The sequence below is a fragment of the Mycobacterium gallinarum genome (genome assembly GCF_010726765.1).
GTDB lineage: Bacteria > Actinomycetota > Actinomycetes > Mycobacteriales > Mycobacteriaceae > Mycobacterium > Mycobacterium gallinarum.
In genome coordinates this window covers 3232371-3247834 of record NZ_AP022601.1, presented here as the reverse complement: position 1 = coordinate 3247834, position 15464 = coordinate 3232371, and the positions used below count along the sequence as shown (strand labels likewise).

Annotated in this window: 16 protein-coding genes; 9 read left to right on the top strand and 7 right to left on the bottom strand. The window is 65.6% G+C overall.

What is annotated here, in order from left to right:
• Nucleotide 1: 1 nt before the first annotated feature.
• Nucleotides 2-952 (bottom strand): patatin-like phospholipase family protein, encoded by a 951-nt coding sequence (locus tag G6N42_RS15765; RefSeq protein ID WP_163730426.1) that lies wholly within the window; start codon nucleotides 950-952, stop codon nucleotides 2-4.
• 15 nt (nucleotides 953-967) lie between these two features.
• Nucleotides 968-1414, bottom strand: coding sequence for a lipoprotein LpqV (gene lpqV / locus G6N42_RS15760; RefSeq protein WP_163730425.1), 447 nt, complete (start codon nucleotides 1412-1414; stop codon nucleotides 968-970).
• A gap of 270 nt (nucleotides 1415-1684) precedes the next feature.
• Here lpqV and G6N42_RS15755 point away from each other — a divergent pair, with 270 nt between their 5' ends.
• Together G6N42_RS15755 and G6N42_RS15750 are read left to right on the top strand one after the other, a co-directional pair.
• On the top strand, nucleotides 1685-2221 hold the full coding sequence (locus G6N42_RS15755) for a cupin domain-containing protein (RefSeq protein WP_163730424.1): 537 nt from the start codon (nucleotides 1685-1687) through the stop codon (nucleotides 2219-2221).
• The gene (locus tag G6N42_RS15750) at nucleotides 2218-2604 is read left to right on the top strand and encodes a rhodanese-like domain-containing protein (protein ID WP_163730423.1); all 387 of its coding nucleotides are present in this window, start codon (nucleotides 2218-2220) and stop codon (nucleotides 2602-2604) included. The genes G6N42_RS15755 and G6N42_RS15750 overlap by 4 nt, the downstream gene beginning before the upstream one ends.
• Here G6N42_RS15750 and G6N42_RS15745 read toward each other — a convergent pair.
• From G6N42_RS15745 to G6N42_RS15735, 3 genes are read right to left on the bottom strand one after another with little or no spacing between them, the layout of a single operon-like run.
• Nucleotides 2601-4301: an alpha/beta hydrolase gene (locus G6N42_RS15745; protein WP_163730422.1), complete on the bottom strand. Its 1701-nt coding sequence runs from the start codon at nucleotides 4299-4301 to the stop codon at nucleotides 2601-2603. The two genes, G6N42_RS15750 and G6N42_RS15745, sit on opposite strands and share 4 nt — an antisense overlap.
• A 9-nt stretch (nucleotides 4302-4310) precedes the next feature.
• On the bottom strand, nucleotides 4311-5087 hold the full coding sequence (locus tag G6N42_RS15740) for an enoyl-CoA hydratase (RefSeq protein WP_163730421.1): 777 nt from the start codon (nucleotides 5085-5087) through the stop codon (nucleotides 4311-4313).
• A complete protein-coding gene (locus G6N42_RS15735) occupies nucleotides 5084-6133 on the bottom strand; it encodes an enoyl-CoA hydratase/isomerase family protein (RefSeq protein WP_163730420.1) in 1050 nt (349 codons plus the stop codon). Before G6N42_RS15735 ends, G6N42_RS15740 begins: the two co-directional genes overlap by 4 nt.
• 155 nt (nucleotides 6134-6288) lie before the next feature.
• On the opposite strand from G6N42_RS15735, the gene G6N42_RS15730 reads away from it, so the two are divergent.
• Nucleotides 6289-7137 (top strand): Bax inhibitor-1/YccA family protein, encoded by an 849-nt coding sequence (locus tag G6N42_RS15730; RefSeq protein WP_163730419.1) that lies wholly within the window; start codon nucleotides 6289-6291, stop codon nucleotides 7135-7137.
• Nucleotides 7138-7274: 137 nt separating this feature from the next.
• The gene (locus G6N42_RS15725; RefSeq protein ID WP_163730418.1) at nucleotides 7275-8135 is read left to right on the top strand and encodes an endonuclease domain-containing protein; all 861 of its coding nucleotides are present in this window, start codon (nucleotides 7275-7277) and stop codon (nucleotides 8133-8135) included.
• Nucleotides 8136-8193: 58 nt separating this feature from the next.
• Here the strand turns inward: G6N42_RS15725 and G6N42_RS15720 are convergent, their stop codons facing one another.
• Both G6N42_RS15720 and G6N42_RS15715 read right to left on the bottom strand, forming a co-directional pair.
• Nucleotides 8194-9411 carry an acetyl-CoA C-acetyltransferase gene (locus G6N42_RS15720; RefSeq protein WP_163730417.1) on the bottom strand — a complete coding sequence of 406 codons (1218 nt, stop codon included), beginning with the start codon at nucleotides 9409-9411 and terminating at the stop codon, nucleotides 8194-8196.
• Nucleotides 9412-9455: 44 nt separating this feature from the next.
• A complete protein-coding gene (locus tag G6N42_RS15715; protein WP_163730416.1) occupies nucleotides 9456-10424 on the bottom strand; it encodes an SGNH/GDSL hydrolase family protein in 969 nt (322 codons plus the stop codon).
• Nucleotides 10425-10619: 195 nt separating this feature from the next.
• Between G6N42_RS15715 and G6N42_RS15710 the strand changes: the two genes are divergently transcribed.
• The 5 genes from G6N42_RS15710 to G6N42_RS15690 all read left to right on the top strand — a co-directional run bounded on the left by G6N42_RS15710 (nucleotide 10620) and on the right by G6N42_RS15690 (nucleotide 15462).
• Complete coding sequence (locus G6N42_RS15710) at nucleotides 10620-11681, top strand: alpha/beta hydrolase fold domain-containing protein (protein WP_163730415.1); 1062 nt, start codon at nucleotides 10620-10622, stop codon at nucleotides 11679-11681.
• A gap of 44 nt (nucleotides 11682-11725) precedes the next feature.
• Entirely contained in the window at nucleotides 11726-13138 is a 1413-nt protein-coding gene (locus tag G6N42_RS15705; protein ID WP_163730414.1) for a cystathionine beta-synthase, read from the top strand.
• Between the two features lie 176 nt (nucleotides 13139-13314).
• Nucleotides 13315-13680, top strand: coding sequence for a CD225/dispanin family protein (locus G6N42_RS15700; protein WP_163730413.1), 366 nt, complete (start codon nucleotides 13315-13317; stop codon nucleotides 13678-13680).
• Between the two features lie 143 nt (nucleotides 13681-13823).
• A complete protein-coding gene (locus G6N42_RS15695) occupies nucleotides 13824-14804 on the top strand; it encodes a DUF2189 domain-containing protein (protein WP_163730412.1) in 981 nt (326 codons plus the stop codon).
• 106 nt (nucleotides 14805-14910) lie between these two features.
• The gene (locus tag G6N42_RS15690) at nucleotides 14911-15462 is read left to right on the top strand and encodes an RDD family protein (protein ID WP_232076157.1); all 552 of its coding nucleotides are present in this window, start codon (nucleotides 14911-14913) and stop codon (nucleotides 15460-15462) included.
• Nucleotides 15463-15464: the final 2 nt, after the last annotated feature.

Below are 15464 nucleotides of genomic sequence, written 5' to 3'. Positions count from 1 at the left end.
ATCAGGCCTCGGCGGAAACGGTTTCGGGTTTCTCCAGCCCATCGAGCACAGCGGCGGTGAGTGCGCGGCCGATGTCGATGACTTCTGCGGCACGGTGGAATTCCAGGCTGCGGCATGCGGTTCGCGGCACCTCGATCAACACGTCGGGGGGATAGGCCGCCAACGTGTGGCGGGCCAGTGCGGCCTGCGCGATGTCGATCGTCCGGTTCATCACCTCAAAGCTGCCGAGCCGTGGCACCGATACCTCTCTTGCGCCCACCTCTTTGGCGGTGTCGACGAGTTTGTTCTCGCTCTCTTCGGATTGGCCGGTGTCGAACAGCGCCGTCGTGCTCCGCCACATCCGGCCCAGCCATTCCGTAGTCGCCCTTGGCCCGTCGCCCTCGGGCTCGTCGCCGCCCGCCTCGCTGCCGGCCAGGCTCACCGCAATCGTCAGGTCGGCGTTGACGGCCGATATCGGCGCCATGGGCAGCGGATCGAGGATGCCGCCGTCGGCCAGCAGCCGGCCGTCGAGCACGTGCGGCACGATCACTCCCGGAATGGCGATCGACGCCCGGATCGCGGCGTCGACGGGCCCGCGTTGCAGCCATACCGATTTTCCCGTCAGCAGATCGGTGCTGACCGCTGTGTACGGGATCGGCAGCTCTTCGATCGTCACTTCACCGAGGATGTCGCGGACCGCGTCGAGAATCTTCTCGGCACGCAGGACCCCCGCGGCGGTGATCTTCGGATCGAGTAGGCGCAGGATCGCCCGCTGGGTGAGCGCCCTGGCCCATTCGGCGAAATCGTCGAGCTTGCCGGCGGCCTGCAGCCCACCCACGAGGGCGCCCATCGACGACCCCGCGATGCCGACGATCTCGAAGCCACGATCTTGCAGCTCGTCGATCACCCCGATGTGGGCGTAACCGCGCGCTCCTCCGCTGCCGAGGGCGAGGGCCACTCGCTTGCCGGCCATGAGGTCATTCTGCGCTTATCCGCACAGGGCGTCCGCGGCGGCCTGGGCAGCCACGATCACCGCGGCCTGCCGCTCCGGTGGGAGCGCAGACCACGGCGTGCCGAACGTTCCCGGTCCGGGAGCGGCGTCGGCACTTTGCACGCTCTTCAGATAGGGCTCGAGTTGCGACTTGGGGTCACCGCCCTGCTTGCCCATCCAGTCGCGCGCCGCCTGGCACGCCTTGAAGTACTCGTCTTCGGTGGAGTCCGCAGGCGCCCCGACGGCGGTCGTGACGCCGCCGGGGGAGACCGCGACATCGCCGGGTGCTGCGGTGGGCGTGTCGGAGGGTTCCGTGGCGGACGTCGTCTCCGGCGTCGAGGTGACCGGTTCACCGTCATCTCCGGACGAGCACCCGGTGGCTATTGCGGTGCCGACGACCACGAGTGCCACCGCGTGGGCGGCCCAACGGAAATGCCTGCGCATACGGCCAATGTATGCAATGGCCGCGTCGCCGCGATCGGCACCCGTCTACTTCGGATCACCGTGAATCTTGCGGGCCGCCGTGCACGTGGCCGCCTGACCAGGTTGTTGACCGTGGCGTTAACGCCACAGGGCTTCAGCGCAGCCGTCAGGATCGGTTTGACATGCCAGACTGCCCCTGTGACGACCGGATACCTGCTGATGTGCGACGGGGACTGTTGCGCCTGACGCGCGTGCCCCGATCCCTTTCCGTTCGTCATTGCTGGAGTCTTCATGGTTTCCACCTTGTCGCTGCCCACTCGGCTGCGCCCACCCGATCTGCTGTACGCCACTGACCGGTACGCCGACGACGTGCTGTCCGGCCGCTACGACGATCTGTTGCCAGCCGGCGGCCTGCCGGCGAACGACCGCTGGTTCACGCGGCTGCACGGCGACGAAGAACTCGACGTCTGGTTGATCAGCTGGGTCCCGGACCGCTCGACCGAGCTGCATGACCACGGCGGCTCGCTCGGAGCGCTGACCGTGGTGTCCGGCGCGCTGAAGGAAAGTCGCTGGGACGGTCGGGTATTCAAGCGCCGGCGGCTGAACGCGGGGGATCAGGCTGCGTTTCCGCTGGGCTGGGTTCACGACGTGGTGTGGACGCCCGATCGCCACACCGCCGCACCGGTTGCGCCCGCCGCTCGGGTGGCGCCGACGCTGAGTGTGCACGCATACTCGCCACCGTTGACCGCGATGTCGTACTACGAGGTCACGCACCGGAATACGCTGCGCCGCAAGCGCACCGAACTCACGGATGAGCCGGAAGGATGACAGCGACGTTGGGTAGCCGCATCGACCGCATTCTCGACGACGCCCGCAGCAGGCTGACCAGGATGAGCGCGCAGGACGTGCCCGCGGCGCTGGCCCGTGGCGCGGTGCTGGTCGACATCCGGCCTCAGGCCCAGCGCGACCGCGAGGGCGACGTTCCGGCGGCGTTGGTCGTCGAACGCAACGTGCTCGAATGGCGTTGCGACCCCACCAGTGACGCCCGTCTTGCGCAGGCCGTGGACGACGACGTCGAATGGGTGGTGCTGTGCTCGGAGGGCTACACGTCCAGCCTGGCCGCTGCAGCCCTGCTCGACCTGGGGTTGCACCGCTCCACCGACGTCATCGGTGGCTACCACGCGCTGAAGGCCGAAGGCGTTCTCGTCTAAGCGTTTTCGTCGTTGGACAGTAGCGGGCGCAGCTTCTCCGTCTTTTGCGGCGTCCAGCCCGGCGGCTCCAGGATCGCCGCCCAGGCGTTGGCGACGTCCTTGACGTAGACGTGGCCGTGACCGTCGGGCACGTCGACGGCCACCGCCATATCCGCGGAAACCTGTAGGAAGGTGACGATCGGTATCCACTGCATGCGCCCCGACACGTCATAGCCGCGCGGTTCTTTGAGCCAATCCGGTTCGGCGAACAACAGATCCGGATTCCACCAGGCGATCGGGTCCGACGCGTGCTGGAGGTACACCACGCGGGGATTGCCCCACTCGGCCCCTTCCGGCCGGTTCAGATTGTCCGAGCGCGCGGCGAAGCGGACGTTCTCGCCCCTGTCGAAGGTGGGCAGCCACTCCGGCGAGCCCGCGTCGCGATCACGGGTGAGTTGAGTCCAGATGGTGTTGTTGAACGTCGGGCCGGAGAACAGCGCACCGTCGGTGCGGGCGATGAGATTGTTCAGCGCCAGGAACGGTGCCTCGCCGCCGAACGAGCCAAGGCTCTCACCGAACACCACCAGCCGTGGCCGCTGAGCCTCCGGCATCTCGCGGATCAGCGCGTCGACCGCCTCGAACAGCGCCTGCCCCGCCTGTCGGGCGTTCTCCTTGTCGACGAGGAACGACAGCCAGCTCGGCAGGAACGAGTACTGCATGGACACGATCGCCGTGTCGCCGTTGTACATGTACTCGAGCGCCGAGGCCTCGGCCTCATTGATCCAGCCGGTACCGGTCGTCGTCGCGACGGCGACCACCGCACGATCGAGCCCGCCCTTGCGCTGCAACTCCTGGGCGGCCAGCGCCGCCGTCGCCTTGATGCCGTCCGCCGAATGCAGTCCGGCATAGGCGCGGATCGGTTCGATGGCGGGCCGGCCGTTGAACTCGGTGAGGTCGTCGACGGTCGGTCCTGCCGAGACGAACACCCGCCCCTGGTGGCCCAACGATTCCCATGACATCGCCGAGCCGGGACCGCCTGAACGCAATGGGGACGTCGGCGCCGCGAACTCGGGATCGGTCTCGTCGTTGGCCGCGGCGAATGTCTTGTTCAAGGCGCTCATACCGAAACGCACCACCACGCCGTTGAGCAGCGCGATACTCAGCGCAAGCAGCAGGACCACCACCACCACAGCCGAAACACGTGGCGGCGCAACGCGTTCCAGCTGGCGGACCAGGAAGCGCACCAACCTGCCGATGAGCTGGCCGATCTCGACGAAGATGAAGAGCACCACGATGGACAGGAAGGCGCACCAGGGGTAGTCCCAGAACTCCAGGCGTGGTACGCCGTTGAGGTCGCGGACCTCGTCCTGCCACCTGTGGAAGTAGAAGATCATCAGGATCTGGCATATGACCCCGACTCCCACGAGTGTCAGCCAGGCCCACCGCGGCGCCGGTGGGCTGGAGTCCCTCGATCCCATATAGCGCACGAGCCAAACCCCGAACACCCCGAGGCCGTATCCGATCGCACCAGCGGCGCCGCTGACGATGCCTTGGAATAGGGGCCCGCGCGGCAGCAGCGAGGGCGTCAAGGAGAACCAGATGAAGACAAGCCCGAGTGCCGTTCCGAAGAACGTGTAACGGCGGACCCACCAATCCGGCTTGGGGGGCGACTCCTCCTGCGGCGGCGCGTCCTCAACAGCCTCAGCGGTGTCTGTCACCCACGCAGATTAACGGTGGCGGAAGTTCGGTGGGCGCTTCTCCGTGAACGCGTTCATGCCCTCGGTCTGGTCGTCGGTGGCGAAGGCGGAGTGGAAGAGCCTGCGTTCGTAGAGCAGTCCCTCGGCCAGCGTCGATTCGAAGGCGCGGTTGACGGCCTCCTTGGCCATCCGCGACGCTGACAGCGACATCCCGGCGATGGCCTTGGCGACCTTGTTGGCCTCGTCGAGCAGCGTGTCCGCGGGCACGACGCGGGACACCAGGCCTGCGCGTTCGGCTTCGTCGGCGTCCATGTTGCGCCCGGTGAGGATCAGGTCCATCGCCTTGGCCTTGCCGATGGCGCGGGTCAAACGCTGCGAGCCGCCCATACCGGGGAGCACGCCGAGCTTGATCTCGGGCTGACCGAATTTCGCGGTGTCGGCGGCGATCAGCAGATCGCACATCATCGCGAGCTCGCAACCGCCGCCCAGTGCGTAGCCGTTGACCGCGGCGATGGTCGGCGTCCGCGTCGCGGCGAACTTGCCCCACGCCGCGAAGAAGTCTGAGGAGAACACGTCGGCGAACGACAGTTCGGCCATCTCTTTGATGTCGGCGCCGGCGGCGAAGGCCTTCTCGCCGCTGCCGGTGACGATGATCGCGCCGATATCCGGATCGTTGTCGAATTCCGCTGCGGCCGAGACGACTTCGTTCATCACCTGGCTGTTGAGCGCGTTGAGCGCCTTCGGGCGGTTCAGCGTGATGGTGCCGACGCGGTCGTCACGCGTGACCAGAATGGTCTCGTAGCTCATGAGAACTCCAGTTCGCGATCGGCCGGCGCGAAGTAGGACTCGACGTCGGCGGGGGTGACGGCCGCCAGCGAGGCGGGCGACCATTTGGGATTGCGGTCCTTGTCGATGACCTGAGCGCGGATGCCCTCTTCGAAATCGTGACTGCGCAGCGCCCCGCATGTGGTCCGGTATTCCTGGCGCAGCACGTCTTCCAGTGTGTCGAGCTTGGCGGCTCGTCGCACGGCTTCCAGCGCAACAGACACCGAGGTGGGGGATTTGGCTTCGATCAGGTCGGCGGCTTCGGTGGCGGGGTCGGTGTCTTCGGCGCGTAGTGCGGCGACGATCTCGAGCGGGGTCGCCTCGGCATAGCACCGGTCGATCCATTCCCGTTGCGCCAGAAACTGACTCGCGGGCGCCTCGGCCGCGTAGGCGGTGAGGGCGCCGTCGACGCCGTCGACGATGACGGCTTCCTTGAACGCGGCTATCGCATCGTGCGGCACGAAGTGGTCGGCGAAGCCCATGGCGATCGCGTCACCTGCGCCGAACGTCGCACCCGTGAGGGCGGCGTGCAGCCCGAGCAGGCCCGGGGCGCGCGACAGGATGAGCGTGCCGCCGACATCGGGGATGAAGCCGATACCGACCTCGGGCATCGCCATCTTGGTGGTATCTGTGACGACGCGGACGCTGCCGTGTACGGCGATGCCGACACCACCGCCCATCACGATGCCGTCCATCAGGGCGACATAAGGCTTGGGGAACCGGCCGATCTGGGCGTTGAGGCGGTACTCGTCGTACCAGAAGCTTCGGGCGACCTTGCCTTTGTCGGGGCCTTCGGCACGGGCGCTGTGATAGAGCGCGACGAGGTCGCCGCCCGCGCACAGGCCACGTTCACCTGCACCGTCGATGACGACGGTCTGGACATTGTCGTCGGCTGCCCAATCGGTCAGCACGGGTGAGATCGCGTTGACCATCGGATGGGTGAGCGAATTGATGGCCTTGGGCCGGTTGAGGGTGATGAGGCCGACGCCCTGCCGCACCTTTACTAGGACATCCTCGTTTTCGTCCACGGAATGCAATCTAGATCGTCAACCCGCCTGGAGCTTCGCCGGGTAGGGTTTCCTGTGAAGACCCTGGGAGGTTCTTTCGGGAACCGTCCGGGATCGTCAGTCGTTGATCGAGTGTTCGTCAACGAGTCGAACCAAGCATCAGAGAGGAACCGACGGTGCGGGAGTCCAGCAACCCGGTATTTCGTTCCTTGCCCAAGGGGCAGGGTGGCTATGCGCAGTTTGGTACCGGAGCCGCAGGCTACGGTGCGCAGGCGGTACAGGCCGATCCATATGTGACGCAGTATCCCGACCAGCGGCAGACGGGTGTCTCCCGGCCGCTGACCATCGACGATGTCGTCACCAAGACGGGCATCACCCTTGCGGTGGTGACGGCTGTCGGCGTCTTGTCGTACTTCCTGGTGGCGCAGAACGTCGCGCTGATGATGCCGTTCGTGCTCGTCGGCGCCCTCGGCGGTCTGGCGATGGTGTTGATTGCGACATTCGGACGCAAGCAGGACAACCCGGCGATCGTGCTGAGTTACGCCGCGCTCGAGGGCCTCTTCCTGGGCGCCGCGTCGTTCTTGTTCGCGAACCTCGTCTCCACCGGTGGCCCCGGAATGATCGCGCAGGCGATCTTCGGAACCGTCGGTGTGTTCGTCGGCATGCTCGTCGTCTACAAGACCGGCGCCATTCGGGTGACGCCGAAGTTCACGCGAATGATGGTCGCGGCCCTGTTCGGCGTGGTGGCCATCGCGCTGCTCAACTTCGTGCTCGCGATCTTCGGTGTCGGCGGCGGCGAGGGCTTTGGCCTGCGCAGCGGTGGTCCACTGGCGATCATCTTCTCGCTGGTCTGCATCGGACTGGCGGCCTTCATGTTCCTGATCGACTTCGACCAGGCCGACCAGCTGATTCGCGCCGGTGCGCCGGAGAAGGCCGCGTGGGGCGTCGCCCTCGGCCTGACCGTCACGCTGGTCTGGCTGTACCTCGAGATCCTGCGGCTGCTGTCGTACTTCAACAGCGACTAGCAGTCACCGCGAAAGGCCCGGCACGAAATGTGCCGGGCTTTTTTCGTGTCTCCACAATCCCTGATTCATCCACATCCGGCGGTGGTGTGTTTCGTTATGCCGCGGAACGCGTCTGATCGCCTGACCACAGTGCGGGCGTGGACAATCCCTTCCTCGGCAGTGAGGCCCTGCGCGACGGCACCGTCAGAAACAAGCACCAACTGCGTACGCGTTTCCGTGCTGTGTATCCCGACGTCTACCTCGCTGGCGATGCACCGCCGACGTTGGCGCAACGGACGAGGGGGGCATGGCTGTGGACGCGACGGCGGGGCGTCGTTGCGGGCGAGGCGGCCGCGGCGATGCATGGGGCGCAGTGGATCGCCGATGACATTCCGATCGAGCTCATCTGGGCGAACGCACGGTCGCCCGATGGGATCACGACCCGAAGAGATCGGTTGGGCCCTGGCGAAAGCCAGCTGATTGCCGGAATCGCGGTGACCACACCGGAGCGCACCGCATTCGACGTCGGGCGACTGATCCGCGGCGACACGGGGATTTCGCGACTGGATGCGCTAGGTAATGCCACCCGCTTCGACCGCAGTACCGTCGAGGAACTCGCCGGTCGGCATCGGGGATCTCCCGGCATACCTCGGCTGCTATCAGCCCTGGACTGGTGCGACGAGGGCGCCGAGTCGCCGCGGGAGACCTGGCTTCGATTGCTACTCGTTCGCGCCGGATTTCCACGACCGCGAACGCAGATCCCAATTCTCGACGACTTCGGCAGTCCCCGCTATTTCCTCGATATGGGTTGGGAAGACGTCATGATCGCCGTCGAGTACGACGGTGATCACCATCGCCAGCGTCCGGCGTTCGGAAAGGACATCGTGCGATCGGAATTCATCACATACCGCGGCTGGACCCATATTCGAGTCGTGGCGGGCGCCCATCCGGCCGACATCGTCAACCGTGTCCGCCGGGCGTGGCCGTCTAGTGTGCGCTCAGATCGCGAAATCGCCTGAAGTCGGCTCGATTTGCGATCTGAGTGCACACTACGGCGTTACGCAGAGTCAACGAAAGCTAGCTGAGGCGTTCGACCACCATCGCCATGCCCTGGCCGCCACCCACGCACATCGACTCGATGCCGAACGTCTTGTCGTGCGTTGCAAGGTTATTCAGCAGCGTGGCGGTGATGCGCGCACCGGTCATGCCGAACGGATGACCCAGCGCGATCGCGCCGCCCGACACATTCAGCTTGTCCTCGTCGATGCCGAGTTCGCGCGCCGACCCGAGCACCTGCACCGCGAACGCCTCGTTGATCTCGACCAGGTCGATGTCGCTGATCGTCTTGCCCGCCTTGGCAAGCGCCTTCTTGATCGCCTCGATCGGGCCGAGGCCCATGATCTCCGGCGACAACCCCGACACACCCGTGGACACGATGCGCGCCAACGGCGTCAGGCCCAATTCCTTGGCCTTGGTGTCGCTCATGATGACGACCGCGGCCGCACCGTCGTTCAGCGGACACGCGTTGCCCGCAGTGATCGTGCCGTTGGGGCGGAACACCGGCTTCAGCTGCGAAACAGCCTCGTACGTGGTGCCCGCGCGCGGGCCGTCGTCCGTCGTGACGGTCGTACCGTCGGGCAGCTTGACGGGCACGATCTCGCGCTCGAAGAAGCCGCTCTTGATCGCATCCTCGGCGCGGTTCTGCGACCGCACGCCCCAGTGATCCTGGTCCTCGCGGCTGATGCCGGTGTACAGCGATACGTTCTCCGCGGTCTGGCCCATCGCGATGTACACATCGGGCACCAGGCCGTCCGCACGCGGGTCGTGCCATTCGTCGGCCCCCTCGGCCTGCTTGGCCGTCCGCGCCTGGGCCTCCTCGAACATCGCGTTCTTCGAGTTAGGCGCGCCGTCGGCCGCACCCACGCCGAACCGCGACACCGTCTCGACACCCGCGGAGATGAACACGTCGCCTTCACCGGCCTTGATGGCGTGGAAAGCCATCCGCGTGGTCTGCAGCGACGACGAGCAGTACCGGTTGACCGTGGTGCCCGGCAGGAAGTCGTAGCCGAGTTCGACGGCCACCGCCCTGGCGATGTTGTAGCCGGCCTCACCGGCGGGCTGCGCGCAGCCCATCATCAGGTCGTCGATGTCCTTCGGGTCCAGCGAGGGAACCTTGTCCAACACCGCCCGAACCATCTGCGCCGCGAGGTCGTCGGGGCGCATCGTGGCGAGCGACCCCTTGACGGCGCGGCCGATCGGCGAGCGTGCAGTGGCGACGATGACGGCTTCAGCCATGAGATTTCTCCTTGTATTCGACGGATATCGAAACTGAAGCAAACCTAACTTGCGGCCACCACGATGGGTGCGGGGACCCCAGTTGAGCGGCGCCACAACCGGCTGATGTTGCCCACCCGCGCCAGCAGCGAGCTACCCTCGGCGTTTCGTGGTTCCAGCGCATCTTCGGGCTGTTCACCATCGATGTACTCGCCCAACGCATTACACAGAGCGGGGAGCAACTGCTGCGCCGCGAGCGCGTAACCGGCGCCCGACGGGTGGAACATGTCCTGGCTGAAGAGCTCTTCGGGCGCCTTGCGGAACTCGGGCGTGAGCAGATCGGAGAACGGCACGGGCACACCGCCCGCGGTGCGCACGGCCGACGCCTGGGCGCGCGCCAGGCGCAACCCGCGACTGCGTGCCACCCACCGCAGCGGCTGGGGGATCGCGGTGATCACACCGAAATCCGGGCAGGTCCCCACCACGACGACGGCGCCGCTGGCCCGTAGCCGCCCGACCGCCCTGCCCAGTCGTCGCGCCGACGGACCGATGCCGTTGGGCCGGGTGATGTCGTTCGCGCCGATCATGATCACCGCGGCATCCGGGGGTGGGCCCGCGACGAACATCGCGTCGATCTGCCCGGATAGCCCCTTCGACGTCGCGCCCATGATGGCTTTCGTGCTCAGCCTGATGCGTTCGCCCGACACTTCGGCGAGCCCGCGCGCAATGAGCACGCCAGGCACCTCCTCGGCGTCATCACAGCCGTAACCGGTGGCGGTGGAGTCGCCGAAGACCATCAAATGCAGGTCGAAGGGGACGCCGCGGTGCCACTTCTCCACGGGTCCGCCACCGGGCGCGTAGACGCCGTCGGCGCGTGGTGGCACGTCCCACGCCTTCGGTATGACGCGGCGAGCCTTGTCTGCCTGGCCGCTCAGCAGATTGCGGGCTCCCACATATGCGGAGCCCGTGGATGCGAGGGTGGCCGCGGCCGCAACGGCGACCGTCGTTGTCCTACGCGGAACACGTATGCCCACGTGACAAGTTTAGAAGGGATTTTCTGGGATATCCGCGTGGCGACCAACGACAGCGGATCACAGTGCGGTATCAAGTCCGGTATCGAAATCGACTCGTTGATTGTTGAAATGAACAGAGCCTGTCAAGCTAAGGTAACGGTAACGCTGAAGCAAACGGCGGCCCGAGGCTCTACAAAGTCGTAGGGAGTGGTGGCGATGACGGCACCCAGTAAGGTGGCCACAGCGTCTCGCGTCGGCGAAACGCCTGCTAGAGTACGTAAACCGCGCAAGTTCCCAGTCAGCGACGGCGCACCCGTAGAGGTCGTCGAGGACGGCCCGAGCCTCGCGGGGCGGCTCACTTCTCTTGCGGCTCTGCTAACAATCCGACCGACACTAGCTATCGGAAGCTACGCTCCGCGCCTGCCCTGGCCTTGGGGTTTGGTCGATTTTGCGTCGCGGGTCATGCGTCCCGCCCCCGGCACGGTGCGCGCGACGATTTCTTTGCCGAAATGCACCGCACAGCTCGTGCGGGCGGGCGGCGTACTGCCTGCGGACGGCAAGCGCGGCGTGATTCTGTACCTGCACGGCGGGGCATTCCTGACGTGCGGAGTGAACTCCCACGGCCGGCTGGTGACCGCGCTGTCGGGTTACGCCGACTGTCCGGTGCTGGTCGTCAACTACCGGATGATCCCCAAGCACTCCGTCGGTCAGGCGCTCGACGACTGTTACGACGCCTATAAGTGGTTGCGACTCAAGGGTTATGAGCCCAATCAGATCGTGCTGGCGGGCGACTCCGCCGGCGGGTACCTGGCCCTGGCGCTCGCCGAGAAACTGCAACGCGAGGGCTTGGAAGGCGAAATCCCCGCAGCGATGGTTACGATGTCGCCGCTGTTCGAGATCGACAACGAAGGCCGGGCCAACCACCCGAATATCCATAGCGATGCGATGTTCCCGCCGCGCGCGTTCTACGCCTTGGTGGACTTGGTCAAGGAGGCGGCGGGTCGGCACATGGTCGACGGAAAGCCAGAAGAGATCTACGAGCCGCTCGACCACATCGAGCCGGGGCTGCCGCGCACGCTGATTCATGTGTCGGGGTCCGAAGTTCTGGTGAGCGACGCGCGTAAGGCGGCCCGACGGCTGGCGGCCGCTGGTGTACCCGTCGAGGTCCGCGTCTGGCCGGGTCAAATGCACGTGTTCCAGCTGGCATCGCCCGCGGTTCCCGAGGCGAAGCGGTCGCTGCGCCAGATCGGCGACTACATCCGCGAAGCCACCTGGTAAACCCTGAGCTGGTACCCCGCTGCCCCGCCTGACACGATGGAGTCATGCGGATCGCACGGCACATCAGTGAGCTCATCGGCAATACCCCTCTGGTACAGCTGAACTCCGTCGTCCCCGACGGCGCGGGCACCGTCGCCGCCAAGATCGAGTACCTGAATCCCGGCGGCAGCTCCAAGGACCGCATCGCGATAAAGATGATCGACGCGGCCGAAGCCAGCGGCGAACTCAAGCCCGGCGGCACCATCGTCGAGCCGACCTCCGGCAATACCGGTGTGGGGCTGGCGCTCGTGGCGCAGCAGCGCGGCTACAAATGCATCTTCGTCTGCCCCGACAAGGTCAGCGAGGACAAGCAGAACGTGTTGCGCGCGTACGGCGCTGATGTCGTGGTCTGCCCGACGGCCGTGGCGCCGGACAATCCGGACAGCTATTACAGCGTCTCGAATCGACTCGTCGAGGAGATCGACGGCGCGTGGAAGCCCGACCAGTATTCCAATCCCATGGGGCCCGCCAGCCACTATGAGACCACTGGCCCCGAGGTATGGGCGGACACCGACGGCAAGGTCACCCATTTTGTCGCGGGCGTCGGCACCGGCGGCACGATCACCGGGGCCGGTCGGTATCTCAAGGAGGTTTCTGGGCGGCGTCCAGAAGGCCCGGTCAGGGTCATCGGCGTCGACCCCGAGGGGTCGGTGTACTCCGGCGGCACCGGCAGGCCGTACTTGGTCGAAGGAGTGGGCGAGGACTTCTGGCCGTCGGCCTACGACCCGACTGTGCCGGACGAGATCATCGCCGTGTCCGACGCGGACTCATTCGAGATGACGCGCAGACTGGCCCGCGAAGAGGCCCTCCTCGTCGGTGGTTCGTGCGGCATGGCCGTGGTCGCCGCCATCAAGGTAGCCGAGAAGGCGGGCCCGGATTCGCTAGTGGTCGTCCTCCTGCCGGATGGCGGAAGAGGTTATCTGTCAAAGGTTTTCAATGACGGATGGATGTCGTCCTACGGCTTTCTCCGTAGCCGGCTCGACGGTTCTGTCGAGGAGACGACCGTCGGGGAGGTGCTGCGCGGCAAGTCGGGTGCGCTGCCCGACCTGGTGCACACCCACCCGTCGGAGACCGTGCGCGACGCGATCGGCATCCTGCGCGAGTACGGCGTCTCCCAGATGCCGGTGGTGGGCGCCGAGCCGCCGGTGATGGCGGGTGAGGTGGCGGGCAGCGTCGCAGAGCGCGAACTGCTGTCCGCGGTGTTCGAGGGCCGCGCCAACCTGGCAGATGCGGTGTCGCAGCACATGAGTCCGCCACTGCCGCTGATCGGTGCGGGAGAGCTCGTCAGCACCGCCGCCAAGACATTGCGCGAGTGCGACGCCGTGATGGTGGTGGAAGAGGGCAAGCCGGTGGGCGTCCTGACCCGCCATGACCTACTGGGCTTTCTGTCCGAGGGAAGCAGTCGTCGAGTCCGGTAGTCGGACTTGCAAAGGCTGGCAAACAATTGGGGTGGCGGGCTCCCGATCCGGCGGTTACCAGCGGATTTCGCTCATTCGCCACATGATCAACTTCCGCGCAGAAACCTCTGCGGCACCCACTTCTCCGGTAGGGTAAGCACGCTCGTTGCCAGCTAAGACAATGACTGGAAGGCCCCATGACCGAACAACCCCCGCCGCCCCCCGGGAACTACCCTCCGCCGCCGCCAGGGAACTACCCGCCGCCGCCACCACCGAGCGGCGGCTACCCCCCTCCCGCTCCCGCGGCACAGCCGAACAACAACCTGATCTGGGGCATTTTGGTGACGGTGTTGTGCTGTCTACCACTCGGAATCGTGTCGATCGTGAAGTCCACTCAGGTCTCCGGTCTGTGGGCACAGGGGCGCGCAGCCGAAGCGCAGCAGGCGGCTGACGACGCAAAGAAGTACGCGGTGTGGGGTGCGATCGCCGGCGTCATCGTGTTCGTGATCGTGATCGTCATCAACGTCGTCGTCGGCATCGGCGCGACAACTAGTTACTCCTAGCGTTCACGGAGCTCTCGCTCCGCGTCGTCGCCCTGGGCCGCGGTTGCCACTTCGACGGTGCCAGTGGGGATTTGGATTGAAACCGGATCGTGAAATCCGGCAGTCATGGAAGTCATGGAAGTCATGGAAAGGAACGGCAAACCATGAGTGATCAACCGCCTCCTCCGCAACCACCGGGTGGCGGCTACCCGCCGCCCCCGCCGGGTGGTAACTACCCACCGCCCCAGCCGGGGGGTAACTACCCACCACCACCGCCGGGTGGTAACTACCCGCCGCCGTCAGGTGGTGGTTACGCACCACCCCCGCCTCCCGGTGGTGGTTACGCACCGCCGCCACCTGGACCGGGCGGTTACGGCCAGCAGTCGGGCTACCCGCAACCGGGTGCGCCCGGCGGTTATCCACCGGCTGCGGGCCCGGGTTTCCCTGGCGCACAAGACCTTAACGTAGGCGAGGGGTTCTCGTGGGCGTGGAACAAGTTCAGCAAAAACGCTGCGGCGCTGATCGTCCCGGCGCTCGTGTACGCCCTCATCGTCGGCATTCTCCTCGGTGCCGTCTACGGGCTGGCGTTCGCTCTTGCGCCGACGCAGACCTATGAGTCCTACGGCACCAGTTACAGCTACGAGGCGAGCTTCGGCTTCGCGAGCTTCCTGGCGCTGATCGTCGGATACCTCATCCTGATGGTGGTCGCCGCGGCGATGCAATCGGCTTACCTGGGTGGCCTATTGGATATCGCGAACGGACAACCGGTGACGATCGGGTCGTTCTTCAAGCCGAGAAACGTCGGCAGCGTGATCGTCGCGACCCTGATCATCGGGATAGCGGCGGGAATCCTGTCCTTCTGCTTCATCGGTGGGATCGCGGTGTCGCTGTTCACGCTCTTTGCGACCGTGATCATCGTCGATCGCAATGCCTCTCCCATTGACGCGATCAAACAGAGCTTCGAGATCACCAAGAACAACTTTGTTCCGGTGATCCTCGCACTACTCGTCATCTACGCCATCACGATCGTCGGGACGTTGGCCTGTTTGATCGGGCTGATCGTTGCCATCCCGGTCGCCGGGCTGTTTCTGGTGTACACCTACCGCAAGCTCACCAACGGCCAGATTGCTCCGCTGACGCCGTGATCGTGAAAGACCCGGTCTGCGCAGATGTGCGCAGACCGGGTCTTCGCGACTCTCTGCGCCATCGCGGTCACATTTGTAAGCTGCGACCAGTCGCGATGGATTGACAGTGAGGGCGAACGTGACCAGTCAGCCGCCACCGCCACCCGCGGGTGATTTCGCGCAGGGTGTTCCCTCGATTGCGCCCGTCGTCAGTGGAAGTAACTACACGCCGTGGTTCACCCGAGTGCTCGCCTACGTGATCGACAGCATCCCGGTGTACCTGCTCACCGCCATCGGTGGCGTCGTCCTCTACACCTTCCAGCCGACCGAAACTCTGTGTGTGACCGAGGCGTTCTGCGCCACCGGAAGAAACGGACCCTCGACGACGGCGTGGATCATCTTCTCGCTCTGTGTACTGGTCGCCGTGGCGTTTACGCTGTGGAATTTCGTTGTGCGGCAGGGTAATACCGGCTCCAGTATCGGTAAACAGATAATGGATTTCAAGGTCGTCGGCGAGCAGACGCAGCAGCCGATCGGAGTCGGCAAGTCGCTTCTGCGCCAGCTCGCCCACGGTGTCGACGCCGTCATCTGCTACATCGGATTCCTGTTCCCACTGTGGGATGCCAAACGGCAGACAATCGCCGACAAGCTCCTCAAAACCGTCTGCGTACCGCTGTAGAT

Excerpts from the sequence above, each read along its gene's own strand:
- G6N42_RS15765 (WP_163730426.1), bottom strand. The coding sequence starts at position 952 with ATGGCCGGCAAGCGAGTGGCCCTCGCCCTCGGCAGCGGAGGAGCGCGC.
- lpqV (WP_163730425.1), bottom strand. The coding sequence starts at position 1,414 with ATGCGCAGGCATTTCCGTTGGGCCGCCCACGCGGTGGCACTCGTGGTC.
- G6N42_RS15755 (WP_163730424.1), top strand. The coding sequence starts at position 1,685 with ATGGTTTCCACCTTGTCGCTGCCCACTCGGCTGCGCCCACCCGATCTG.
- G6N42_RS15750 (WP_163730423.1), top strand. The coding sequence starts at position 2,218 with ATGACAGCGACGTTGGGTAGCCGCATCGACCGCATTCTCGACGACGCC.
- G6N42_RS15740 (WP_163730421.1), bottom strand. The coding sequence starts at position 5,087 with ATGAGCTACGAGACCATTCTGGTCACGCGTGACGACCGCGTCGGCACC.
- G6N42_RS15720 (WP_163730417.1), bottom strand. The coding sequence starts at position 9,411 with ATGGCTGAAGCCGTCATCGTCGCCACTGCACGCTCGCCGATCGGCCGC.
- G6N42_RS15710 (WP_163730415.1), top strand. The coding sequence starts at position 10,620 with ATGACGGCACCCAGTAAGGTGGCCACAGCGTCTCGCGTCGGCGAAACG.
- G6N42_RS15705 (WP_163730414.1), top strand. The coding sequence starts at position 11,726 with ATGCGGATCGCACGGCACATCAGTGAGCTCATCGGCAATACCCCTCTG.
- G6N42_RS15700 (WP_163730413.1), top strand. The coding sequence starts at position 13,315 with ATGACCGAACAACCCCCGCCGCCCCCCGGGAACTACCCTCCGCCGCCG.
- G6N42_RS15695 (WP_163730412.1), top strand. The coding sequence starts at position 13,824 with ATGAGTGATCAACCGCCTCCTCCGCAACCACCGGGTGGCGGCTACCCG.